Below are 23,982 nucleotides of genomic sequence, written 5' to 3' on the forward strand. Positions count from 1 at the left end.
GGTTACCCCGGCTTTATCAGTCATCGTCCTTTTGGTCCTCTTATTTATTTCTTGCGGCTGCTTCGCGTACTTTTTGTACAGCAGGTAACAACAATGATATATTAAAATCTTCGCCGCTGCTCAGATCGGTAGGCTTGCAGATGCACATACCAATAGACTGATTGTTGGGAATACCAAAGCAGGCATCCGGTATGGGGTACTTACAGGATGGCTTGGGTGCAGTGCCGGTACCGGGCTGAATGGGGGAGAGACGGGTAGCCTTTCCGGCTGCATCGGTGTATACTACATCGCTGAAACGATCGCCTCTTTTTACGAATGTAAGGGTGCCATTGTCATTGGGCACGCGCACTGTATTCTTACCTTCAGTGGATTTAAAATGGAAATCCTGATAATTAACTTTTCCAGCACCGGCGCCTGTTCCATGTGACTGGGCCATCAGGTTGCCGGTTACAGCAAATACAAGCATCGAAAGGATTAAACTTAGCTTTTTCATAATTCGGGTTGTTTAAAAATGATTATTGTTATTGATTACGATACAAAGATGTGATGATGCCAGGGCGAAAAGAATAGTTGTTTAATGAATGCCGTGGTTGACTTAACGGAATAGTGAGTAGTGAGTGGTTAGTGGTGAGTGGGCGTTTGCTTCGACAGCAGAACCGGCGTTGTTACTGGTTGCTGGTTCCGCTGGGATGCAAATACTTTAAAAGAACTGGTATCCCGGCGTGGGCACCGGTTTTACAGTCGCTTCCTTTTTACTGCGGCGCAACAATTGATGGTAATCGGCCGGGTTGATAGGCTTCAGGTATTCATGCGGCCAGCGGGTGCACTTCGTGGGCAGTCCCATATCCTTCATCAGCCTATCCAGGTGCATGTAATTGAACGGAGCAATACAGGTGCCGCTAAACTCTGCGGCAATCGGCCTTCCATGCCGGCGCCATTGATGCATGTATTCCATCTCTTCGTTACTAGCTTTTACAGATGGTAACGGTAACCTGTTTTCCATATACCGCACCAGCCAGTTGGCGGCCACTTCGGAGGTAAGCGTGGTGAACAGGCTGGAATTAAAACCTACAAAGCCCAGTTGGGGCACCAGTGGATGGATGATATTCCGGAACAGGCGGTAAGGTCCGTGTGAGGATACGATCAGCTTGCGGTAACCTTCTTCCAGGAAAGGAAGTTCCTGTGTAAAGCCTGTTCCGAAAATCAATACGTCGGGTGTAATTGTTTCGCCATTGTTTAAAATGACCTGCCTGCCTTCCATCCGCAGGATCTCCGTTTTTTTCGCCTGTATCCGCCCGCTTCTTACTTTCTCGTAAAAGCCTTCAGGCGCTACGCCCAGGCTGCAACTGATCTGGTCTTCTATGCGGTGTTCCGGCACCATGCCACAGTCTTTGAGCTTGAACTGCATCTTCAACAGTGCTTCCAGTCCGCGCCATTGCGCCCATACCAGCGGTTTACCGGCAGAATGCAGTATTTTCTGGAAGCCGGATTTATGCGGCGCATTAAAGAAGGCTTCCGACAGGCGGGAGAACAACAGGTACCGCATATTCACCTTATTGCCAAAATAACGCGGCACTTTCCATTGTGCTTTGCGATAGAGCAGGGTAGCGCTCTTGCTAAGGTCGGCAGCGAGGGTGGCGATATCTGTGGCCGATTTGGCAAAACCTACTACCGCCACCTGCTTGCCTGCCAGCAACGACATATCTTTTACCTGGCTGGAATGTAGTATCTGTCCGCCGGCCCGTATAAAACTGTCACTGCCGGGGAAGTCGGGCATATAGGGTTTATGAAAAGTGCCTGTACAGACCGCTACGAAATCAAAAACCAGGGTCTGCCGGGTATTATTGGTGAGATCGGTAATCTCCGCTTCCCAGGCCGGTTGTTTATACTGCAGGTTATTCACCTGTACATTGAACCATATATAGGGTCGTACATTAAAGGCAATGGCATACCGGTTCAGGTAAGTCTGCACCTGTACACCGGAAGGCCATAAGGGATAATCCTTGGGCATGGGGAAATCGGAAAACGCATACTCATCCCGCGTGGTTTGGGTGGCCACGCCTACATAAGAACGGCTTTTTTCCCATACACCGCCCAGGTCGGCTCCCTTCTCCAGCACCGTTACCCGGTACCCCCTTTCTATAAAAGCCTTTGCGGTAGCCAGTCCGCTGATGCCCGCGCCTATAATACCTACATGTTTCATATTGCTCGTTTTTTGATTGATGCGGCTAAATTATTAGCGGGGGAGGGCTGGCGGAAGCGAGAGTTAATGAAACCAGCCTATGGCTTAACGGATGGTAAGGGAATGCACTGGAAGTGGCAGCCAGGTACTTCAGGTTAGGGATATAAGAGCCTTATTACATATTTAACCTTCTTTACTGCTTTCCTTAAACTATCATTTAGCATAGATACAGCATACCTATATAGGGAAGTTGTATCTATGCTGAATCTATACTGTATATATGCTGCATCTATGCTGTATCCTATTATAACCCCTTGATTATCTATAAGGGCGCTTGCTGCTACCCCCAGGGCTATCTTAGTGCTATTGCAGAGCCTTCCCCTACATTCCCGGCCAGGTACGCCACCAATCGGTTAAGTGAAACCCCGGTTTCGTTAAATGAAGGGCCGGTTTTATGGTTCTTTCCCCATCTTTGCTCAAAATCAACCCAATACGATGAGGAGCCCGGGAATTGTAAGAAGGTTAAGTGTAGTAGTGCTGTTATTGACAATGGCCACGGCTGCCGTGGCCCAGTCAATCAGGGGCATGGGCGATTCCTGGCAGGAGGTCTTTAAGAATAAAAAAGGCACTGTTACCGCCTTATGGGATGATATTGAGCCGTTTATTTATGTAAACAAGGAAGGGGTGCTGGAAGGGGTGGAATATGAGATCATGGAGTCCATGAAATCGTACCTGAAACTTAAATATGGTATTGATCTTACCATTGAATGGGAACCCGCCGGCTCTTTCGACAGTATTTATTATAAGGTGAGGAACAGTGTGCAGCCCGGCATATTCGGTTGGTCTTACTTTTCTATAACGCCGACCCGGCAGAAAGAGGTGCAATTCAGTCCTCCCTATATGCCCGACCTAAATGTGCTGGTGACCAATAACCTGGAACCTATGTATGCCAGCTCACAGGAGTTTACGGCGAAAATAAAGGAGATGAAGGCCTATACAATGGCCAATACCACCATGACGGAAGACGTCCAGTCGTTAAAAAGTAATTTCTTTCCCGGCCTGCCGGTCATTTATAAAGAGCAGGATTATGATGTCATGAAGCATATTGCGGCCGACAATAAAGGCTTTGGTTATGTGCCGCTCTCGGTTTACATCGTGGCTTTACAAAAAGGGATAAAAGTAAAAAGGCAGCAGGTGCTTCCCAGCCGCCGGCAGGGATTTGCGGCGATCATGCCTTTGCATACCGACTGGAAGAATGTGGTAGATGAATATTTTGCGTCGGACCTCTTCCGGGCGAAGGCTGGCGTTATCGTTACCAAGTACCTCGGATCAGAAGTGAAGGACCTGGTTTTTGAGAACGTGCAGGAAAGCGCCCCGGCACTGGACCTGGTTTCGCTGGAGAAAGAGATCGTTACCAAAAGGCTGATGGATACGGCGGTAGAAGTACAGAAGCACCGTTCGTTCAGGAATATCATGCTGGTATTGTTTGTCTCAGTGGTCCTGTTATCCCTGTTGCTGTACAACCGTTTTCAGACCAAGCAAAAATTAAACCGGCAACTGAGCAGCAAGAATAACCAGATAGAGCAAATGAACCAGTTGCTGAAGTTAAAGATATTACAGGCGCGGATGAACCCGCATTTCCTGTTCAACTCACTCAACTCTATCCAGTATTTCATCACCGGCGATGATAAAAAAGCCACTTTGCAATACATTGGCCGCTTCTCCGCCTTCCTGCGTAAAGTGATCAACTTTGGTGATGAACTGTTCATCAACGTTAAAGATGAGGCGGCGCTGTTGACGGAATACCTCTGGTTGGAACATTGCCGCTTCCACGATAAATTTGAGTATGAGATCAAAGTGGCGCCCGGTGTGCAGGAAGCCACTACTTTGCCTTTGCTTACGCTTGGCCTGGTAGAAGAAGCTTTGTACAGGGGCGTGCTGAATATGGAAGCCGGGCAAAGGGGAAAGCTGTGCATTGAGTTCCTGGCAGAACAGGATGTCCTGGTAGTAAAAGTAACGGATAACGGCATCACCCGCAGCGAGGCGGATAAGCTGGAAAGAAGGAAAGGCATGTTGAATGGTGATGATACGATGCTGCTTCACCGGATTGACCTGTTCAATGCACAGAGTAAAAGGAAAATAACGAGGCACAAAGCAGTGGTTCAGGAGAATGGCACAACGCTCAATATGGCCACCCTTGAGATTCCACAGCCTTTGTTTGAACAGGTCCAATTTTAAAATATATTAACCGTCATAACCACTACTATGAAATACAAAGCCGTAATCGTTGAAGACGAAGTAATGAACAGTGATTTTCTCCGTCACCTGCTGCAGGAGTTTTGCCCCAACATTGAAGTGGCCGCCGCCGCCACGAACCTCGAAGAGGCAGTAGCGGCTATCAACGGGCAGCAGCCACAGATCGTTTTCATGGACATTGAACTGCAAACATCTACCGGTTTTGATGTACTGCAACAGGTACAGTACCGCGACTTTGAAGTCATCTTTACCACCGCTTATGATCATTATGCCATTAAGGCCATTAAATTCAGCGCCATAGACTACCTGCTGAAGCCTATCAGTTTTGAAGAGTTGCAAGAGGCGGTTAACAAGGCTATCGAAAGCTTACAGGTAAAAGAAAAAGAGAATAAGCTGGAACTGCTCATCAGGAACGTGCGCAGGCCGGCAGGAGAAGATTTTTCCATTAGCCTCTCCACGTCGGAAGGGGTGGAGTTTGTACCGCTCAGCCAGATCATCCGGTTAGAGGCCAAAGGTCCCTATACTACCTTTTTTATGAAGAGTGGCGCCAACCTCATGGTGTGCAAGAACCTCAAGGAATATGAGCTGTTGTTAACGGAGTATGGTTTTTTCCGCTTGCACAACTCCTATATGGTCAATATGAAAGAAGTAAAGAAAATGATCAAGGCCGATGGGGGATATGCTGTGATGAATGATGATGCGATGATTGCGATCTCTCCCAAGAAAAAGGATGAATTCCTGTCTTTGATGGCCCAAAGGCTTGTGTAGGTATTAGCAATTAGGTATTAGCTGTTAGCACTTTTGCTTCGCCAACGCTAACAGCTAAAAGCTCTTCAGGTCAGCCACTGCCTGTTTGCATACTACGCTCACTTTCTCAAATAGCTGTTTTATCCGCTCCGGATCTTCTGCAGCCATGGCCAGCTTCTCCATAGTCAAAAGTTCACCTCCAATGGCAGGCGTCAGTCCGAAAAAGCCAATTGTGTTGCGCAGGGAGTGCGTGGTTTTATAGATCGTTTTAAAATCTTCTTTGGCAATAGCCGTCTTCAGGCGGGCAAGGTCGCGGGGATTTTGTTTCCTGAAAATATTGATCATCTCATGAATGAAAGCGCTGTTATTCCTGGTTTGCTGCTTCAGGAAAGAAAGGTCAATACGCGGTACCGGACTGTCCGCTGTATGTGAGGCGCCATTACCGTTCAGTTGCAGGGCCCAGTAAGCTATCTTATCCAATAGGTCGGACTCTTTAAAAGGTTTGGCCAGGTAATCATTCATGCCTGCCTGCAGGCATTTTTCCCTTTCGCCCGATAAAGCATGCGCTGTCATGGCAATAATGGGTGTGGCAAGGTGCAGTTCATCCCTGATGAGTTGGGTGGTCTTATAACCATCCATCACCGGCATCTGGATATCCATGAGGATGAGATCGGCCGGCTTTTCTTTTAAGTACTCCAACGCTTTCTTGCCATTCCGGGCTATTGTTACCTCAAATCCCTCATTCTGTAAAATGATGGACGTTAATTTCTGGTTCATCAGGTTGTCTTCCACCACCAGTACCTTTTTAAGCGAAAAGAATTGCCGGTGCTGGTTTTCCTTTTTGGTGGAGGATTGTTGTTGTTCCTGTGCTTTGCGGTAAGGAATGATGAAGGTGCACTCGGTTCCTTTTCCTTCCTTACTGATGATGGAGATCGTGCCGCCCAGCAATTCTACCAGTTGTTTGGTGATGGCCAGTCCCAGTCCCGTACCGCCATACTTGCGGGTGATATGGGTATCTACCTGGGTAAACCTTTCGAAAATGGTGGCGATCTTGTCTTCCGGAATGCCAATGCCGGTATCCCTTACACTGAAGCATAATTCCACTTCCTCTTCTGTCTCGCGTTGTATAATACAGTTCACATATACGCCGCCCGACTCGGTGAATTTAACAGCATTGCCCATGAGGTTAACGAGGATCTGCGTCAGCCGCATCGGATCGCCCAGTACCGGAAAGTTGATGGCCATGTCTACACTGCAGCTCAGGCGCAGGTCTTTCCCGGTGGCTTTGGTAGAAAACATCACCTGCAGGGAATGCATCAGTTCCGGTATGCTGAAAGGGATCGTCTCTGTAAGGAACTTGCCGGCATCCAGTTTCGACAGGTCGAGAATATCATTGATGATGGACAGCAGGCTTTTGCCGGAAGTATGGATGGCTTCGAGGTAATCCTGTTGTACAGCATCGAGCGCTGTTTTCTGCAGCAGGTCGGTAAAGCCCAGGATAGCGCCCAGGGGGGTACGTAACTCATGGCTCATATTGGCCACAAAATCGGCTTTGGCATTGGCCGATTCCTCTGCCAGTATCCTCGACCTTTCCATTTCTTCCTCTACCTTTTTACGCTCAAAGAAGGTGGGAATATTGTATTTGCTGCCCGACTGATATTGCTGATGGTGCGTGGCATTGAACCGTTCCAGGTGTTCCTGTATTTTATGCGGGGGCGCCATGATGAAGGTGCAGCGTGCATCGCCTTTGGCGGTACAGCTTACTTCTACAGCGGTCAAATCGAGGCCGAAGCTTTCCCCGCACCAGCCGGATGAATAGCCGGCATTCATGATGCAAACGGGTTCCTTCGATGGAATCCCTCCCCGTTTCCAGGAATCAGCCTCGAAAGAATAAGGGTGGTCATAAATAAGGCAAAAGTTTTCGTCGGGAGAGGGATGGCTCTCGGGTGATATATCTACAAAAGCCCACCCCGACCAGGCAAAGTGAACAGGGCCGGCTGATAGTTTGGCGATGGGATCTGTTAAGTTCATCTTATGGTGAAATACCCGGGCATCATCCCTGCCTATCACATGCGCATAATCAAACAGGAAATTGCGGCCAATAGCAAAAGCTTCGCTTTCCCCTTTATCGGCATACAGCCGCTGAATGGTTTCCAGGAAACCTTTGGAAAAAGCGGAGGCCCTTACCAGCACATACCGTTGCTCATTGATCTCGATGGTGCCATGGGAGGGGTCCATCCGGAGATCTTTAAAATATTCCCGTACGGTTTGCTGCGCCACGTCGAACAGCGGGCGCATGTCGTTGGGTACGGTTACGGAAGGTGCGGCAGGCAGCAGGCTAAGGTCGCGCCTGAGCAGGGCATTTTCCCGTTCGAGGGCTTCCACGCGTTGCTGAAGGTCTGCTAATTCTGGTACTGATTTGGCCATACAATCTGTTTACGTTGCTGCTATCGGGTAATAGGAGGCGTAAAATTAATGGCTGCGGCACAAAATACAGGCAATGGTTAATAAAACGTTCATCTGACTTAACGGATTTTAAGATGGCCGTCCGGAGTTATTCTGTAACTTTCCTGTTGCCTTCTCCGCAGAGTCCTCCCGCAAAGCGGGACAAGCTCTACGGGAGACTCTGCGGGGAAAATAAAGGGGACGCTGCGGAGAAAAGAAGTTTCACTCAAAATAGCTATTGAAAAATGGAAGCCATTTATACAGCGTTACAGGTTAACAAAGCCGTGACATTTAAAGCCCTGCATGAACGTGCTGGTATATTCGCGTTTCCCAACCCGTGGGATGCAGGATCGGCAAAAATGCTCACGGCGCTCGGATTTGAAGCCCTGGCCACCACCAGTGCGGGGCTGGCTTTTTCGCTGGGAAAACCCGATGGGGAAGGAGCGCTCACCCGGGCGGAAACATTGGCCAATGCCCGGGCTATTGTTGATGCTACGCCGCTGCCCGTAGCGGCCGACCTGGAAAATGGGTATGGCGATGAACCCGCGGCCTGTGCAGACACTATTCTGCTGGCCGCACAGGCCGGTTTAGTGGGTGGTTCTATCGAAGATTCCACCGGCCGGCCCCAGGACCCCATTTATCCTTTTGAGCTGGCTGTGGAGCGGGTAAAAGCGGCTGTACAGGCTGCGCGTAGCCTGCCCTTTCCGTTCACGCTCACCGCCAGGGCGGAAAACCTTATTTACGGGCGTCCGGATCTGGCAGATACCGTGCGTCGCCTGGAAGCCTATGCCGAAGCGGGGGCTGATGTGCTCTTTGCGCCTGGTTTAACAACCAGGGAGGAAATAACAACCGTGGTGAAGGCGGTAGCGCCTAAGCCTGTCAATATAGTAGTAGGACTTGGTATTACCGGTTTTTCCCTGGAAGAATTGGGCCGGCTCGGGGTGAAAAGGGTGAGCCTGGGGTCCTCGCTGGCCCGTACTGCCTACAGCGCCTTTCTGCGTGCTGCGGAAGAGATCCATGGAAAAGGAACCTTTAACTTTACACAGGCAACAACTTCTTATGCTGATATAAACCAGTTGCTGAGATCATGAGGATCGAAGCAAGGTCATCGGTTTAATCAGTCTAAATAGATCATTTTAATAGTCGCTCATTAATTTAACAGACATGATGGGAAGAAAAGTAAACTCCACGAATTACCTTAACCAGGCATTCCTGGAAGAAAAGTGCTCACTCAATGAGCTATTGTACCTGCTCAGCAAGCGCTGGATCACGGAAGTACTCTTTGCCATTGAAGAAGGACATAACCGCTTCACGGCTATCAGTCAGGAACTGGGCAATATCAGTGATCATATCCTGGCCGACCGGCTGAAGCTGCTGGAGAAGGAAGGGTTTATCAGCAAACAACATTTCGATGAAGCGCCGCCGCGGGTGGAATATAGTTTAACGGCAAGAGGAGCGGAATTAAGCAATCTGCTGGATATGTTATGCACGTTTTCCGATGCTGGGAAATAGCCAGAAGAATGGATACAGGTATGGTGATAAAAAAAGAAGCCCCGCATGGAAATGCAGGGCGAACACTAATCAAATTCGTTAACCATTAAACCTTATCCTTTAATATAATAACAAGTTTTCCGGCATTTGATACTAAAAGAAAACCGGATTTATTTTTTTTAGCACATGACCGGGACAATTACCAATCCGCCTGTTCATAACTAAAGTATTCATAAATAGGCAGGTGCATTTTTTAGGGGGTAACTTCGCACCTGTTTATACTCGTCTGTGTAATTACTACACAAAACATAATTTGAATCCATGCCATGAAGAAACAGGTTATTGATTATTCGGGCGATGCCTGGCGCGCCCAGGAACTTACCTGCATCCTTTCATTCCAGCCCTTTCTTAATTGGTTGAAAAAAAGGGTGGCGGAGGAGTCTTCTGTCAAAGTGCATTTCTACCGGATGGTGCTGGAACGCTTAGAGGCCTGTCCTGCCGCCCAGGGCGATATCCCGGTGGAAAATATTTACGACTATGAGGAACTGCTGGAATGGATGTATGCCTGTCTAACCCCGGCTGCCGAACCGGAACAGGACATTATGTGGGGCCTATGGACGCCGGTGCTGCCCATCATGTTCTATGGTACAGATATTTTTTATGAGCTGATCCAATCGTATAAGATAGACCTTCGCCACCGTACGCCGGAAGATTTCCGCCGGGAGCAACTGCAGATGGTATATTCCTTTATTCTTAAAAAGCTTTACCAGTTTTCACCGCGGCAGAATGAATATGCGCATGCCTATCTAAATCCTGCTACTGACCTGCTTCAATATTATACGATTGACATTAACGCCGATTTTATTGATGTTACGCCCATTGGTCCGCTGCCGGAGCTTGACCTGCAAAAGCTGAGCAATCTCTTGCAGGAAGGGGCTGGTTATGAGGCACTGGAAAATATACTTCCCCTGCATTTGTTCCGTTTCAGGGGCATCTCTGTATCCACCATCACCGATATTACTGCCCACCACGCACTCGATAACCTGCGGCAGGTGCGGTTTACCCGTGATCCGGGCGAACGGGAAACCGCTTACCAGCATGTGATCCGCTCTCTTAAAACACTCGTGCGCAATAATAAGATCCAGTTTGATCTTTTCCCGTTGGTATTGGTGAATGGGCGCTACGTATATGGCTATGAAGTAGGGGGAACCGGTATTTTATATTCCGTGTGGGGCGACCGGACACTCACCCCCGAGGAGTTTGAGCAGCAGGCTGCAGCCTATGCCGCGCATCCGAAATCCTTCTTCTCGCCCGATGTACGGAAGGAAAGCCTGGAAGTCGACAAGTGGCTGATACATTTTATTAATGCCGGTGTATGTTCCCTCGCTACCATGCCGGTATTTTATGCGCAAAAAATGGTAGGCACCCTTTGTATGTACACACTGGGGGAAGAAACATTTGATGAACAGCGCTTTGCCTTACTGGAAACGGCGATGCCTGCCATCGGGCAAATACTGCAGGTATTCATTGATGAGTTCAACCTGGAAATAGAAGACATTATCCGCGAAAAATATACTTCTGTACAACCTGCTGTGCAATGGAAATTCAGGGAAGCCGCCTGGCAACACCTGTACCATGTTAAAAAACAACTGCCGCCGGCGAGGTATCCTATCCAGTTCAGCGAACTTTATCCTTTGTATGGGGCCGTTGATATCAGGAATTCCAGCGTAGAAAGAAATAAAGCCATTATAGCCGACCTCGGCGCCCACCTGCAGTTGCTGCACAATACCCTCGACAACCTGCAGCTTTTGCATCCTTCCATGCTGATGGAGCAAATGCGCTATACCATCCAGAAGTGGCAGCAGGCACTGACGCAGGGCATATTGTCTGCTACGGAGGAGGCCAGCCTCAATGATTTTCTTGCCCGGGAAGTAAGTGCGTGGCTCGATCACCTGGCGGAGCAGCATATGGAGTCGCGTAAGGCGATTGAACATTACCGGCAGGTTATCCAGGATAATGAAAGTGTGGTCTTTGCCAACAGGCGTGCGTTGGAAACCTCCATGCAACTGATCACTAACAGGGTGAGCAATTACCTCGATACAGAAAATGCCCAGTTGCAGCAGCAATATCCCTGTTATTTTGAGAAGTTCAGAACCGACGGCGTAGAATATGATTGCTATATAGGCCAGTCCATCGCTCCCGGCAAACACTTCAATCATTTCCACCTCAAAAGCCTGCGGTTGTGGCAGCTTTCCTCCATGGCCGCTATTGCACGGCTTACCCGCTCTCTGTTAGCCGAAATGCCGGTGCCGTTACACACTACGCAACTGATCTTCGTACATGATCAAACCATTGATATCAGCTTCCGCGCTGATGAAAGACGGTTTGATGTGGAAGGCGCTTATAATATCCGTTACCAGGTGATCAAAAAAAGGATTGATAAAGTCCATATACGGCATACCCGTGAACGGTTAACACAGCCCGATACACTGGCCATTATTTATTTCCATCGCAGTGACCTCGATGATTACATGCCCTACCTGCAATACCTCCAGGAAACGGGCGTCCTGATGCCCAATATCGAAGAACTGGAACTGGAAGACCTGCAAGGTGTTACTGGCCTGCGTGCCCTGCGCGTAGGAATTGCTTTCCTTAAAGAATAGATAAAATTAATGCCTCTCCATAAAATGCCTCAGCAATTTGACCAAAGATTTGTATTTTTCTGGAACGCTAATCAAATAATTCATGAAAATAGTTGCCGGAACACTTATCCTGTTGATGTTTATTATGGCAGTCAATGGTAAATCGATTAGACAGCAACAAGTCTGTAATATAACAGCTATGCAGACGGATACCACGCCCGTCCATGCAAAACAGGCCAAAGCGCCGAAGAAAAATTCAGCCAGGAAAACTGAAGCCATCGTGAAGGCAGACTCTGCAACTATAAGCGAAGGCCTTGAATTGATAGGTACTTCGGATTGCACCACTTGTCACAAGGTAGAAGAGAATTTCATTGGCCCCTCTTATAAAGCGATTGCCGGGAAATACAAACCCACCCAGGCAAATATCAGCCTGCTTGTTAAAAGAACCATTGAAGGAGGTTCTGGCGTATGGGGGCCGGTACCTATGACCCCTCATCCCGATCTGTCAGCAGCCGATGCGAAAAAAATGATGCAATGTATTCTTTCCATGAAATGATCCCCATTCCTGAATAATAGACTATTAATATTACGATGTCATACGAGAATATAGTTGCAGCTTCCCGGAATAGTGCAGCACTGCAGCCATCAACCAAAAAATCCTTTTTTTCCTCCCTCACTGAAGACTGGTGGGCAGTGCTGATTGGCGGTACGATTATCATTGCTGCCTTAATCATTGCGTTTGCTGCTACAGGCTTTAAATTCAGCGTGCCTGTTTACCAATGGGCCACTAAGGATGATCTGTTAAGCAAGGTATTGACGGGGTCTAATCTATTATTGATTGCCGGTATTGGAATCCTTTTTGCCGTCTTGTCTTCTGTAGCCATTGCACTATCAGGTGGTAGTGTGCGGCGATACCTTAAAGGGTTTGGCCTTGTATTCATCTTAGGTATAATTTCCATCATCATTGCCGGTAATAAAACGATCAACTACTATGGTATTGAATATGTCATATTCGCTTTGATCATTGGTCTGCTCATTGGCAACCTTACTACAGTCCCCAACTGGCTGCGGGAAGCTGCTCGTTCTGAGTTCTTTATTAAAACGGGATTGGTAATTCTGGGTACCAATGTATTGTTTACCGATATTGTAAAAGCCGGGGTGCCGGGCATCCTGCAGGCGGTGCTGGTGGTAAGCGTGGTATGGTTCTTTGCGCTGTGGCTTAGCCGCAGGCTGAAGGTTGACGATGAGTTTGGGGTGATCCTGGCCTCTGCAGTGGCTATCTGTGGTGTATCGGCCGCTATTGTAGCCAGTGGCGCTATTAAAGGTGATAAAAAGAAACTCTCTTATATTACTACACTGGTATTGCTGGTGGCCATTCCTATGATGGTGCTGCAGCCCTGGCTGGTAAAAATACTGCACATACCCGAAGTGGTGGGCGGCGCCTGGCTGGGTGGTACGCTCGACACTACGGCTTCTGTAACGGCCGCTGCTGCATTGGTAGGTCCTGCTGCATTAAAAGCGGGCGTGATTATTAAGTTCTCCCAAAACGTATTAATTGGTGTAGCTGCTTTTTTCATTGCCATCTGGTGGACATACCGGAAGGGTGCCAACGCCGATAAACAATCCCCTGCAGAAACGCCGGGTCTTGGAGTGGTATGGGAGCGCTTTCCCAAATTCGTATTGGGCTTTATTGCAGCCTCCCTTCTGTTCTCTTTCTGGATACCCCCTGATACGGCCAAATCGGTGGGGGGTATTCTCAACAGCCTGCGTACGGTGTGGTTTGCCCTGGCTTTTGTGGCCATCGGCCTGGAAGCAAGGTTTACTGACCTGGTGAAGATCGAAGGCGGGCGCCCGGCCATTGCCTTTATCGGCGCCCAGCTCTTTAATATTATTTGGACCTTATTATGGGCCTGGCTGCTCTTTGGCGGCATATTGCTGGCAGTGCCGGATATAAAATAAGAGGGGTTATTGTGCCCGTTCTTTTACATCATCGGCCGTATTATCGTTGTACCTGCGTTTGCGGGCGAAAGTTTCTTTACCAAAACTATAACTGAAAGCAATACCCACCCTGCGGGTATCATTAATGCTGGTGCGATAGGACATCGCCTGTTTTAAACCTTTGGTTTCCTCTTTCCACCGGAGGGTATAGAAGATGTCTTCTACATTGACCTTCAAGGAACCTTTGCCTTTCAGCACTTTCTTTTGTACAGCAGCATTGACCCAATACCTGGCTTTCACAATACGCTGCCAGTTAATATTGGGTGCGTTATAGGCCGCATAGATCTCCGCACTCCAGTCTTTAGGAAACCTGAACTGGCTGAGGAAGTTGGTGCGCCAGGTATATATGTGCAGGTCAAGCCTCTCTGTATATACCTGTCCGGTTGTTGAAAACCGGGCGCCGGCAATATGATAATTGAGGGTCCACCATTTGGTGGGTTTTAAATTCAGGTAAAAGAGCAGGGCCATCATCTGCCGGGCGGCAATGTTTTCCGACCGGGTGATCAGGATATTCTCCTCCATCCGGGTAGCACCATAAACACCGTCGGTATTGCGCTCAAACATGAATATGGTATTCGTCAACTGCTTGTACCGGTAGTTTACCTCTATGCGATTGCCATAAGAGGGTTGCAGGTAAGGGTTGCCGGTGGTGTAGGAGTATTGGTCTACAAAAAACAGGAAGGGATTGAGTTGCTGGTAGCCGGGCCTGTTAATTCTCCTGGCATAGTTCAACGTCAAAGTATGCCGGCCCGGGCTATCCAGTTTATACGAAAAGAAGGCCGTAGGGAACAGGCTCGTATAATCATTGGTAAAGGTGCTGGCAGGTACCATGGCATTGCCCAGTTGGCGGCCTTTGGTTTGGGTGTTTTCCAACCGCAGGCCAAGCTGCATACCGAACCGCTTCCAGTCTTTCCGCCCATTGATATAGGCCGCATTGATGTTCTCCCGGTAAATAAAGTGGTTCGATCTGCCGTAATCGGGAACAGCGGTGCTGCCATCCACCCCAAAATAATCTGATTGATTATCGTTCTCCACTATACTGGTTTTAAGACCACCGGCCAGGGAAGCCTTGTTTTTTAACGGGTGCGAATAATCGGCCTTGGCCGTATATATATCCATATTGGAAGGCAGGTTGTACAAAAACTCATTATGGCTGAGCTGTCCGGACGACTGGCTCACAAAATTCTGTAATACCTGATTGCCTTTGTTGTTGTAGTTGATGTAATTGATATCGGCTGTCAGTTCTTTACCTGCATTGTCGAACCTGTGCTGCAGGTTGATATTGCCGCCCAACTCCCGCCAGGTACTTCTGCTATCCGTATTTCCCCAGCCTATGGAGTCGGGTATATTACCTGTGCTGTAGCTGTTGCTGATGTAATCCGATAATTCTTTTCTGCGGCGGGAAGCGGTAGTTCCGATAAAACCGATGGTAGTTTTGGACGATAGGGTGTAATCCATGCCGAGCCTGCCGTTCCATTCATTACTGCCTGAAGAAGAATAGTTCTGTAATGTTACGGCTGCAATTTTTTGTGTACTACCTGTATAGAATGACCTGTTGGTGATGTCGTCATTATAACCTGCATACCTGCCGTAGCTGAAATTACCAAACAGGTTGACTTTTCTGTTGAGGTAATTCAGGTTGAGTGAATTGTAGCTTCTGGCCAATTTACCCTGGTTGTAATTGATGGTGGCGCTGCCGGCATAACCTTGTGTTCTTTTCCTTTTGAGGCGGATGTTGATAATGGCCCCGCCATTGGCATCATACTTTGCCGGCGGATTGGTCATCAATTCAATTTTGTCCAGCATGCTGCCGGGTAAAGACCTTAGGTAAGCGGCGAGGTCGCGGCCGCTCATATACGTGGGTCTTCCATCAATGAGCACATTTACACCGGTGGCGCCGTTCAGGCTGATCTCCCCATTGGCATCCACCGTTATGCCGGGTGTTTTTTCCAGCACTTCCAGGGTATTGCTGGTGGCGCTGCTGATCATAGCCTCCACATTCACAATTGTTTTGTCAATGTCCTGTTCTATCAATGGCTTTTTGGCGGTCACCACCACTTCCTTCAGGTCGATTTTCTTTTGGGGCAATAAAATGATAGCAGGAAGCACCAACCGGGCACGATCTCCTGCAAGGGTAAGCGGGGTACTGGTATATTGTTGGGTGCCGGTGGCTGTGATGGTAAGGATATACATACCATCAGGCAGGTTGGCAAATTCAAAACGGCCATTATCCTTCGCTGTTTTTGTTTGGATAAGGGCAGAGTCGCCGGCGTTCCGTAGTTGGAGGGTGGCGCCTGCTACGGGTTCATTTTGTATATCTTTGACCTGGCCGCTGATGGTCTTGCCGGTTGACTGAGCCAGTGCATGCACCGTAAGGAATACAGTGCAAAGGATAGTAATAAATGATTTCATGGCGTATTATTTAGGATGGATGCAGGTTTAGGGCAAATTTGGCCCAGGGATAGGGCCCTTTGAAATAATCATGTTGTATGCCGGTAAATCCATGACAGAAGGCCGTTTGGGAAGGACAAAAATATTCATCAGTTGACAGGGGGAGTCTGTCACAAGTGCGGCCCGGTTCATCAGGAAAGTTTTCCTACATAAATTTCGATGATCAGCTTTGCAGGTAATACATCAGCTAAAAAATAACTAATATGAAGGTTTGGAATAAAGCAGGAAATGGGCGGTCTGATTCGAATACACAGCACCTGTGGTTGATCCTTGCGGCAGGCATTCCCATCTTCCTGACCGCCGATTTCTATGTAAGTGCGCTTATGAACAGGAACTCAGAGCAGATTGCTTTTCTCATCACCATTTATATCCTGATAGGTGTTTATATAGGACGTTACGTATCCCAGATATGGATCAACAAATACCGCGTGGTTCCCCGGTGGATTTTTATACTATTTATTGTGCTCATGCTTGCCTGTACGATCATCGTGTTCATAGTTGCCGGGCTTACGATCACCGGTAGCAAGCATTTTATGGGCTTTTTATTTTTAGGATTGCCGTTGTTGATATTAAGTATTTCAACAGGCATTCTTATTAAACTGGTGCGTACCACTGTCAAGAACCAGTTGCAGGATGCCCGGGTTACTGCCGAACAAAGCCAGAGTGAACTTAAGTTGCTGCAAAGCCAGTTGAGTCCGCATTTCCTGTTCAATACACTGAATAATATTTATGGTATTTCCTTATCGCGGCACGAAAATGTGCCCCCTTTATTGTTAAAGCTGTCTGACCTGCTTCGTTATTCAGTATATGACGCACGGGAGCAGTTTGTGCCGCTGGTGAATGAACTGGAGTACATGCACAATTATATAGACTTTGAGAAAATACGGATCGGGGAGAAGTTGCAGTTGGTTACTGAATTGGAATATCATATTGATCCGAAAATAAAGATAGCGCCACTGTTGTTGATCGTGTTCATTGAGAACGCCTTCAAGCATGCGAAGAACACCACGGAACAGGAGGTTTTCATAGATATTAAACTGAAGATATGGGGTAAAAAGATATTGTTTGCTGTTAAAAATTCAAGTAACGGTGTGCGGGATGAAAAGAGTATCTTGGGTAATAATAGCGGCTTTGGTCTGGACAATGTTACAAAAAGGCTGGAGCTGTTATACCCCAGAGAGCATGACCTGCAAATAATAGAGGAAGATGGGTTTTATAGTGTCATGCTGCAGTTAAAAGTGAAGTGAAATGAACAGGTTTAATTGCCTCATTGCGGATGATGAGCCCATCGCCCGGGAAATAATCCAGGGTTATTGTAATCATTTACCTGTGCTGAACGTAGTGGCTGCCTGCGCCAATGCCCTTGAAGCCAAAGCAGTACTGCAAGAGCAACCTATTGATATTCTCTTCCTGGATATCAATATGCCGGTACTGGATGGCATTGCTTTTCTGAAAACAGTCAAAGACCCTCCGCAGGTAATATTTACCACTGCCTATAAGGAATATGCCTTGAACGCTTTCGACCTGGCAGCCTGCGATTACCTGCTGAAGCCGTTTTCCCTCGACCGGTTTATTGTAGCAGTAGATAAAGCTATCAATCAGTTGAACAAACCTGTTCCGCCTTCTATTGGCGGTCCGGTAGAGGTCAGAGGAGAGGACTTTACGTTTATCAGGACCGATAGTAAGATCTATAAAGTTTTATACAGCCATATTCTTTATGCGGAAGCTAATGGCAATTATACCAAAATTGTGATGCTGCAACATACGCTGATGCCGGGCATGACATTCTCCGCTATTGAGCAACAATTACCTCGTTCCTTATTCATCCGGGTGCACCGCTCCTTCATCGTGAACAAAGCGGCCATTTCCCATATAGAAGGCAACAGGGTATACATTGGTAAAACAGAGATCCCCATCGGCAGTAATTACAAAGACGATTTCCTGAAGCAGTTGGGGCTTTAAGGTTTTGAAGGATTTGCCATTCTTGCCGGAATTATATTTTCTGAGGCCGCCGTTGTTATCTTTACTGCTTCGATCAGTTTTCCTGCCTCTCTTTCAGGACCTATGGGAAAACGCATATCCGCAAAGCGGGAGTTCACCCTGCCATTGGCTTCTTTGGTGTCGGCCCGGTTGGCAATAATCTGGTAGCTGAAAGAAGTATTGGAAGTGCCACCTTGCAGTTCGATAACATCAAAGCCCGAAGCCGATTTATTGGTAACATACACGCCTTTGCAATCGCCTTCCAGTTGTATGAATACTTTTAAGGGCCTTTCCTTACTAACAGAAATATTGCGGGCTAAAATAGGATCAATAGTTACGTGGGCTTTACCATTCACCAGTTGTGCCGTGCCAATATCCTGAAATAATACTTCCGGTGCTTCTGTACAATACATGATGCGGTTCCTGTCCTGCTCATCCTTTACCATGGTCGATTTTGTACCGCTGGACAAAATAGCATAATCCGTATTTCCGGTGCGTCCGCCTATATACGCAAAACCATTACCTGATGGCAGGTAATCAAAATAACCAGCCCATTTTCCGTTCGTTACTGCTGCACCTGGTGAACTGGCATAAGCTGTCAGGCCAAAATTTTCACCCTGTGCTACTACACCTGCCCCGCCGCCTACATTGTTATAACTTGTTATGCCATTGCCCAGACCGATAACACCGATACCATTGCCGGCATCCAAACCGGTAGAATAAGTGCCGGCATAGCTTCCATTAGCTGCCAGGCCTGAACCGGTAGGATGGAGCGTCATAGCCGTCATGTTATTACCCGATCCCAGTACGCCTGTACCAGACATTTGGAAGTTCGTGCCGTGAACACCCGGATTGGTTGCAGCGCTGGTTCGTCCGTCTACTCCAATTCCGTTCGTCGCGGTGCCCATCACGCCGGCTCCGCCAGCACTATTACTGCCGTAAACACCGGATCCCGTACTGTTATTAGCTCCCCATACTCCCTGACCCGTGCCTTGATTTTCTCCATAAACACCGGCAAAAGCGCCTGCACTGTAACCATTGATGGGATAACCAAAGTTACTGATAGCACCATTGGCGCCTGTTCCGAATACTTCCAGCGCATCCGATGATGATCTCAGAATAGTTCCGTTGATTATCACCTGCCCACCAGCCCTTGTCCGCACACGCTCTGTGTTGTTGGTTTTGGTGATCAGGTCCTGTGCATCAGTAGTGCCAATAAAATGAGTTCCTGGCACGGTGCCGCTATTGCCTGCAGTTTGCCAGGTGGCATTGGTGGTGGTCAAGGCTATCCAGTTGGGCGTGCCGGGCGTACCGCTGTTGTAATAAAAACCAACGGGGGCATCGGTTTGAAAGACAAGCAGCCCAGTAGCGGGAGCAGTGATAGCGGCTTTCTGTGCCGCTGTCATCGATGGGATGAGCAATCCTTTGGTGGTGCTTTTAATATCCAGCATGGCGCTGGCCTCCGGTACGCTTCCATCGGTATTAATGCCTACCTGGGTAAAGGCCGCAGTTGATAAAAAGAGGCAGCCGGTGATCAGGAATAATCTCAGTCGCATAAGGGAACATTTATATAAATGTTAAAAGTATGATCTATGGCGGCCGGATGATAAGGATGTATGTGAACGACGGGATTTTGTAGGTGAACGAGAGAACTACATCATCATGTAGCTCCCTGTTCTTATAACCCACCTATCTTTGAAGGACCCTCCTTATGTAAACGTTTCCGTTTTTATTACTTCCAATAAATGATTATTGTATGAAACGTTTGATCGTATCAACCGGCCTTTTCCTGTTGTTGCTCACTTCCTGTGTCAAATGGCCTTTTTCAAAAGAGGATGCTCCCTCTGCCACTATAGAAGATGTTACGATGTATGATTCATTGGGAAAGGCTATCAAGGATTTTTATGCCGGCCGGCTGATCAGGCTTGTATCCGATAAATTTATTGCCCTTAACCAGGCGGGTGATCTGGTTAAAGAAGGGTTTATACAGTTTGATACCATAAAGGTTCCCATCCTAAAGGCAGAAAAGAACTATATCCTTACCCGAGTACCGATCATGTTGTATACGCTTTCTATTAATGTATCCATAAACCTGTTAATCGGCAATCAATTACTGAGGCTATGTCCGAGGTGCAATTTTACTTACAGACCTACTGTAAGAGGCCAAATCCTTGCCGGGTATGCGAAAGGTATGCCGGACGGCACTTTCCGGGAGCCTGCTGAGATGACGCTGGATGGAGATGGAAATATATATGTTATTGACCAGGATGCCTCGCATGATGTTATATTGAAAGTTACGCCCGCGGGAGCAGTTACACCGTTTGCGGGATCGGGCGGTGAATTCGGGAGACTGGTGGGCATCGGGCTTGACCGCAGCCGGAATTGTTTATATGTTGCGGATGCCACCGTACAGCGCATCCTGAAAATAGATATAGGAGCACCCGCAACAATTAATGTACTGGCAGGAAGCGGTATGCCTGGCAATACAGATGGTACAGGTACGGCGGCCAGCTTTAAATTTGGCAGCGAGCGGGCTTATCAGCCGGGAGGCAATGATAAAGGGCAGGGATTGGCATTGGACGCAACGGGCAATATCTATGTAGGAGAGGTGTATAGAACTGACCCGAATGCTTCCCAGATCAGAAAAATTACTCCTGAAGGTATTGTTTCAACGCTTCCCGGAAGCCGGACCAGTCCCACTGGTGATGCGGAGGTGCGAATACCTGCCGGTTTGACGGTTTCCAGCACTAATGATCTATTTTATGTAAGCGGGTTCTCCGGCGTTTTCCAGGGTATTACCCGTATCGCCCCTGATGGTACGCGTTCCTCCCTGGCTGGTTTAGTACATGCTGAAAGTTTAAACGATGGCACCGGTGCTGTTGCACAATTTTCTTATCCCAAGGCAATCGCTTCTTATGGTACGTATTTATATGTGGCTGATGGATCCAATGGAGCATTGAGACGTATTAATAACTCATCTGGTCAGGTGATTACATTGGCGGGAGTTGGTCATCGCAATACCAATTCCCAATGTGCTGGTGGTTGCCCTCCCGGAGGATTGCCTCCCGTGGAAGGATCGTATTGGATGCCGGTATCCGTGGCGCTGGTAGGACCCGATTATTTTGAAGAAGCTGCCCGCGCTATCCGCATGGACATTGTTGGTGGGGTAGCCGCACGAAATGATGGACTAATTTATGTCTCCGATGATGGTTACAGGTGTATCTGGAAGATTACGGTATATTAATTGTCATCTTACCTGCCCATTACCCCGTACTACCCATTTTTCTGTGACCAGTTTTTCCAGGGCAAAGGGGCCGCGGGCATGCAGCTTTTGCGTGGAGATACCAATTTCTGCACCGAGGCCAAACTCTTCTCCATCCGTAAAGCGGGTGGAAGCATTGGTATACACAGCAGCGGCATCCACGTCGCGGATGAAACGCTCACAGGTTTTTTTATCTTCCGATACAATGGCTTCGGAATGTTTGGTAGAGTAGGTGGCTATATGGTCCAGTGCTTCCTCTATTCCTTCCACTACTTTAATGGCGCATTTCAGGCTCAGGAATTCGCGGCCAAAATCGGCTGTTTTTGCGGGCTGTAAATGAGGATAACCTTTCAGCAGGTCATAAGCGGTCTTGTCTGCAAATATTTCTACGGCATGCGCTTTAAAAGCTGGTTGTAATTGTTGCAGGAAGGTCCTGGCGATCTTCTTATCTACCAGTATGGCATCTGCGGAATTACATACTGATGGCCGGGATGTTTTCGCATTGACTACAATATCCACTGCCTTCTTCAGGTTGGCTTTACCTTCTACGTATACATGGCATACACCGGCGCCTGTTTCAATAACCGGCACCAGGCTGTTCTTACGCACATATTGTATCAGGCTGTCGGAACCACGAGGTATTAATACATCAATGTATTTGGTGGCGGTAAAAAGCTGGTCCACTACTTCCCTTGCAGGAGGCAACAAGGTTACTACATCGGGGTTAACGCCGTGTTCTTTCAATACTTTTTTAATGAGCTTAACGCCCAGTTCATTGGTATCGGCTGCTTCACTGCTGCCTTTGAGTACGCTGGCATTGCGGCTGCGCAGGCAAAGGGCGGCAATGTCAAAGGTTACATTGGGCCTTGATTCATAAATAGCGCCTACCACACCCAATGGCACACTTATTTTTTGTAGCTGCAAGCCATTGGGCAACGTTCTTTTCTCCAATACTTTGCCCGTAGGGTCGGGTAGTTTGGCTACCTTTTTTATACTGTTGGCAATGTTCTTTATCCGTTGTTCCGTTAAGAGCAGCCGGTCGTTACGGGGATTATCAGGGGCCTGCCGGGCCAGGTCTTTCGCATTGGCTTTCAGTAAGGCCTTTGTTTGCAATACGAGTTCATCGCCCAATGCCCGCAACAACTGCTGTAATTGCTGGTTGGATAGTGCCTGCAGACTGGTTGCTGCCCGGTGTGTTTTTATCAGTAAGGGTAATACTGTTTTCATTTCCTGCGATCATTAAAATAAAACGATGTCATCAGCATGCGCTGCAATTACATTCTTCACGGTAAGCTGGGTATTGATGGCTTTCGCATCAGCTTTGGTTTTGGCTACGCCAAGCAGATTGCCTTCCTCATCAATCAATTGCACCACCTCTCCGGTTGCAAATTTACCGGCCACGGAGGTAATACCTACTGTGAGCAGACTTTTCCTGGACAGTAAGGCTTTAGCCGCACCTTTATCTACATAAATTGTTCCCAGGGTAATAGAGCCACTGGCCAGCCATTTCTGGCGGGCGCCAAGGGTAGAGGATTGTGGTACAAAACAAGACCCGTTGCGCTCTTCCAGTGCTGCTGTAAGCGGCGCTTCTCCCTTCAAACCACAAATGATCACCCGTATGCCCAATGAAGTGGCCAGCCGGGTAAAGGTGAGTTTGGAAAGCATACCGCCCAGGCCCACGCCACTGGTCTCTGTGCTTACATATTTCATGACGGATGTTACCTTCTCGATACGAGGAATGATCTGTTTCTGATCGTCCAGCAAACCACCGGTGGAAGTGCATAAAATAAGAGAACTGGCATCGAAGCCAATTGCTATCAGGGTAGCCAGTTCATCATTGTCAGAAAACTTGATCTCCACATTGCTCACCAGGTCATTCTCATTCACGACGGGTATAATCCCGTTTTTCCAGAAAGTAATAAATGTTTCTTTTAACTGCAGGAACTGGTTGCGATTGGAAAAGTGCACGCGCTCACAAAGGGCCTGGGCCACCGTAATGCCATGCTGACTAAAATACCGGGCATATAGTTGTATGAGAATGGGATTGCCCACCGCTGCTGCTGCCTTGCGTTCGGATAAAGTGCCTTTATAATCCTGCAGAAATTTCTTACCGCTGCCCACTGCACCACTGGAAACCAGTACCAACCGGTATTTACGGCTCAGCAGGGCTATCTCATCGGCTACTTTTTTGATAATACCTGTGTCTATATTCCCTTCCTGGTTGCTGATCACCGCTGTTCCCAGCTTAACCACTAAAACTTTCGCGGACATTTCTACACTTCTTTTATAGAGTAATGGCGGTAAAAATAACAAATAACCCGGTAATGGCGGCTCTTTAATTCAGGCTATAGGAATATACAGCTTACTAAAATGCCAACTGGTGTTATCATTGGCAAGTAGTAGTTGTGTATCTTCCCTAAGATCGTGTGACTGAATGCCTCATTGGCACCCCATGATCTTCTTTTTCTCCAAGTGATTTGCTGCTAAAACGCCTGCCTGGGCGTGGTCAAGACCACCGATCTGTTGAT

The 23,982-nt window shown here is 47.9% G+C and carries 17 protein-coding genes; 10 read left to right on the top strand and 7 right to left on the bottom strand.

Annotated elements, in window-relative coordinates:
- Positions 1-40 precede the first annotated feature (40 nt).
- Positions 41-493 (bottom strand): hypothetical protein, encoded by a 453-nt coding sequence (locus HB364_RS12760; protein WP_167288356.1) that lies wholly within the window; start codon positions 491-493, stop codon positions 41-43.
- A gap of 207 nt (positions 494-700) precedes the next feature.
- Positions 701-2,203: a flavin-containing monooxygenase gene (locus HB364_RS12765; RefSeq protein ID WP_167288357.1), complete on the bottom strand. Its 1,503-nt coding sequence runs from the start codon at positions 2,201-2,203 to the stop codon at positions 701-703.
- A gap of 417 nt (positions 2,204-2,620) precedes the next feature.
- On the opposite strand from HB364_RS12765, the gene HB364_RS12770 reads away from it, so the two are divergent.
- Complete coding sequence (locus HB364_RS12770) at positions 2,621-4,420, top strand: histidine kinase (protein WP_167288358.1); 1,800 nt, start codon at positions 2,621-2,623, stop codon at positions 4,418-4,420.
- A 27-nt stretch (positions 4,421-4,447) separates the two neighbouring features.
- The gene (locus tag HB364_RS12775; RefSeq protein WP_167288359.1) at positions 4,448-5,206 is read left to right on the top strand and encodes a LytR/AlgR family response regulator transcription factor; all 759 of its coding nucleotides are present in this window, start codon (positions 4,448-4,450) and stop codon (positions 5,204-5,206) included.
- 54 nt (positions 5,207-5,260) lie between these two features.
- Here HB364_RS12775 and HB364_RS12780 read toward each other — a convergent pair whose 3' ends face one another.
- Complete coding sequence (locus HB364_RS12780) at positions 5,261-7,612, bottom strand: response regulator (RefSeq protein ID WP_167288360.1); 2,352 nt, start codon at positions 7,610-7,612, stop codon at positions 5,261-5,263.
- Positions 7,613-7,875: 263 nt separating this feature from the next.
- On the opposite strand from HB364_RS12780, the gene HB364_RS12785 reads away from it, so the two are divergent.
- From HB364_RS12785 to HB364_RS12805, 5 genes are all read left to right on the top strand, one after another.
- The gene (locus HB364_RS12785; RefSeq protein ID WP_167288361.1) at positions 7,876-8,721 is read left to right on the top strand and encodes an isocitrate lyase/PEP mutase family protein; all 846 of its coding nucleotides are present in this window, start codon (positions 7,876-7,878) and stop codon (positions 8,719-8,721) included.
- 73 nt (positions 8,722-8,794) lie between these two features.
- On the top strand, positions 8,795-9,142 hold the full coding sequence (locus tag HB364_RS12790) for a winged helix-turn-helix transcriptional regulator (RefSeq protein WP_167288362.1): 348 nt from the start codon (positions 8,795-8,797) through the stop codon (positions 9,140-9,142).
- A 305-nt stretch (positions 9,143-9,447) separates the two neighbouring features.
- A complete protein-coding gene (locus tag HB364_RS12795; RefSeq protein WP_167288363.1) occupies positions 9,448-11,784 on the top strand; it encodes a GAF domain-containing protein in 2,337 nt (778 codons plus the stop codon).
- A gap of 82 nt (positions 11,785-11,866) precedes the next feature.
- Entirely contained in the window at positions 11,867-12,319 is a 453-nt protein-coding gene (locus HB364_RS12800; protein WP_167288364.1) for a c-type cytochrome, read from the top strand.
- A gap of 35 nt (positions 12,320-12,354) precedes the next feature.
- The gene (locus HB364_RS12805) at positions 12,355-13,722 is read left to right on the top strand and encodes a YeiH family protein (RefSeq protein ID WP_167288365.1); all 1,368 of its coding nucleotides are present in this window, start codon (positions 12,355-12,357) and stop codon (positions 13,720-13,722) included.
- 6 nt (positions 13,723-13,728) lie between these two features.
- Here the strand turns inward: HB364_RS12805 and HB364_RS12810 are convergent, their stop codons facing one another.
- Positions 13,729-16,173 carry an outer membrane beta-barrel protein gene (locus tag HB364_RS12810; RefSeq protein ID WP_167288366.1) on the bottom strand — a complete coding sequence of 815 codons (2,445 nt, stop codon included), beginning with the start codon at positions 16,171-16,173 and terminating at the stop codon, positions 13,729-13,731.
- 242 nt (positions 16,174-16,415) lie between these two features.
- Between HB364_RS12810 and HB364_RS12815 the strand changes: the two genes are divergently transcribed.
- Positions 16,416-17,459 carry a sensor histidine kinase gene (locus tag HB364_RS12815; protein ID WP_167288367.1) on the top strand — a complete coding sequence of 348 codons (1,044 nt, stop codon included), beginning with the start codon at positions 16,416-16,418 and terminating at the stop codon, positions 17,457-17,459.
- Between the two features lies 1 nt (position 17,460).
- Positions 17,461-18,174, top strand: coding sequence for a LytR/AlgR family response regulator transcription factor (locus HB364_RS12820; protein ID WP_167288368.1), 714 nt, complete (start codon positions 17,461-17,463; stop codon positions 18,172-18,174).
- Here the strand turns inward: HB364_RS12820 and HB364_RS12825 are convergent.
- A complete protein-coding gene (locus HB364_RS12825; RefSeq protein ID WP_167288369.1) occupies positions 18,171-19,748 on the bottom strand; it encodes a hypothetical protein in 1,578 nt (525 codons plus the stop codon). The two genes, HB364_RS12820 and HB364_RS12825, sit on opposite strands and share 4 nt — an antisense overlap.
- Before the next feature lie 200 nt (positions 19,749-19,948).
- Here HB364_RS12825 and HB364_RS12830 point away from each other — a divergent pair, with 200 nt between their 5' ends.
- Positions 19,949-21,436, top strand: coding sequence for an NHL repeat-containing protein (locus tag HB364_RS12830; protein ID WP_167288370.1), 1,488 nt, complete (start codon positions 19,949-19,951; stop codon positions 21,434-21,436).
- 3 nt (positions 21,437-21,439) lie between these two features.
- Here HB364_RS12830 and HB364_RS12835 read toward each other — a convergent pair whose 3' ends face one another.
- Together HB364_RS12835 and proB are read right to left on the bottom strand one after the other, a co-directional pair.
- Positions 21,440-22,681: a glutamate-5-semialdehyde dehydrogenase gene (locus HB364_RS12835; protein ID WP_167288371.1), complete on the bottom strand. Its 1,242-nt coding sequence runs from the start codon at positions 22,679-22,681 to the stop codon at positions 21,440-21,442.
- Between the two features lie 12 nt (positions 22,682-22,693).
- Positions 22,694-23,725 carry a glutamate 5-kinase gene (proB, locus tag HB364_RS12840; protein WP_167288372.1) on the bottom strand — a complete coding sequence of 344 codons (1,032 nt, stop codon included), beginning with the start codon at positions 23,723-23,725 and terminating at the stop codon, positions 22,694-22,696.
- Positions 23,726-23,982 lie beyond the last annotated feature (257 nt).

The organism is Paraflavitalea devenefica (assembly GCF_011759375.1).
Classification (GTDB): domain Bacteria; phylum Bacteroidota; class Bacteroidia; order Chitinophagales; family Chitinophagaceae; genus Paraflavitalea; species Paraflavitalea devenefica.

Excerpts from the sequence above, each read along its gene's own strand:
- HB364_RS12805 (WP_167288365.1), top strand. The coding sequence starts at position 12,355 with ATGTCATACGAGAATATAGTTGCAGCTTCCCGGAATAGTGCAGCACTG.
- HB364_RS12765 (WP_167288357.1), bottom strand. The coding sequence starts at position 2,203 with ATGAAACATGTAGGTATTATAGGCGCGGGCATCAGCGGACTGGCTACC.
- HB364_RS12770 (WP_167288358.1), top strand. The coding sequence starts at position 2,621 with ATGAAGGGCCGGTTTTATGGTTCTTTCCCCATCTTTGCTCAAAATCAA.
- HB364_RS12760 (WP_167288356.1), bottom strand. The coding sequence starts at position 493 with ATGAAAAAGCTAAGTTTAATCCTTTCGATGCTTGTATTTGCTGTAACC.
- HB364_RS12795 (WP_167288363.1), top strand. The coding sequence starts at position 9,448 with ATGAAGAAACAGGTTATTGATTATTCGGGCGATGCCTGGCGCGCCCAG.
- proB (WP_167288372.1), bottom strand. The coding sequence starts at position 23,725 with ATGTCCGCGAAAGTTTTAGTGGTTAAGCTGGGAACAGCGGTGATCAGC.
- HB364_RS12780 (WP_167288360.1), bottom strand. The coding sequence starts at position 7,612 with ATGGCCAAATCAGTACCAGAATTAGCAGACCTTCAGCAACGCGTGGAA.
- HB364_RS12775 (WP_167288359.1), top strand. The coding sequence starts at position 4,448 with ATGAAATACAAAGCCGTAATCGTTGAAGACGAAGTAATGAACAGTGAT.
- HB364_RS12800 (WP_167288364.1), top strand. The coding sequence starts at position 11,867 with ATGAAAATAGTTGCCGGAACACTTATCCTGTTGATGTTTATTATGGCA.
- HB364_RS12810 (WP_167288366.1), bottom strand. The coding sequence starts at position 16,173 with ATGAAATCATTTATTACTATCCTTTGCACTGTATTCCTTACGGTGCAT.
- HB364_RS12815 (WP_167288367.1), top strand. The coding sequence starts at position 16,416 with ATGAAGGTTTGGAATAAAGCAGGAAATGGGCGGTCTGATTCGAATACA.
- HB364_RS12820 (WP_167288368.1), top strand. The coding sequence starts at position 17,461 with ATGAACAGGTTTAATTGCCTCATTGCGGATGATGAGCCCATCGCCCGG.
- HB364_RS12825 (WP_167288369.1), bottom strand. The coding sequence starts at position 19,748 with ATGCGACTGAGATTATTCCTGATCACCGGCTGCCTCTTTTTATCAACT.
- HB364_RS12790 (WP_167288362.1), top strand. The coding sequence starts at position 8,795 with ATGATGGGAAGAAAAGTAAACTCCACGAATTACCTTAACCAGGCATTC.
- HB364_RS12785 (WP_167288361.1), top strand. The coding sequence starts at position 7,876 with ATGGAAGCCATTTATACAGCGTTACAGGTTAACAAAGCCGTGACATTT.
- HB364_RS12835 (WP_167288371.1), bottom strand. The coding sequence starts at position 22,681 with ATGAAAACAGTATTACCCTTACTGATAAAAACACACCGGGCAGCAACC.
- HB364_RS12830 (WP_167288370.1), top strand. The coding sequence starts at position 19,949 with ATGAAACGTTTGATCGTATCAACCGGCCTTTTCCTGTTGTTGCTCACT.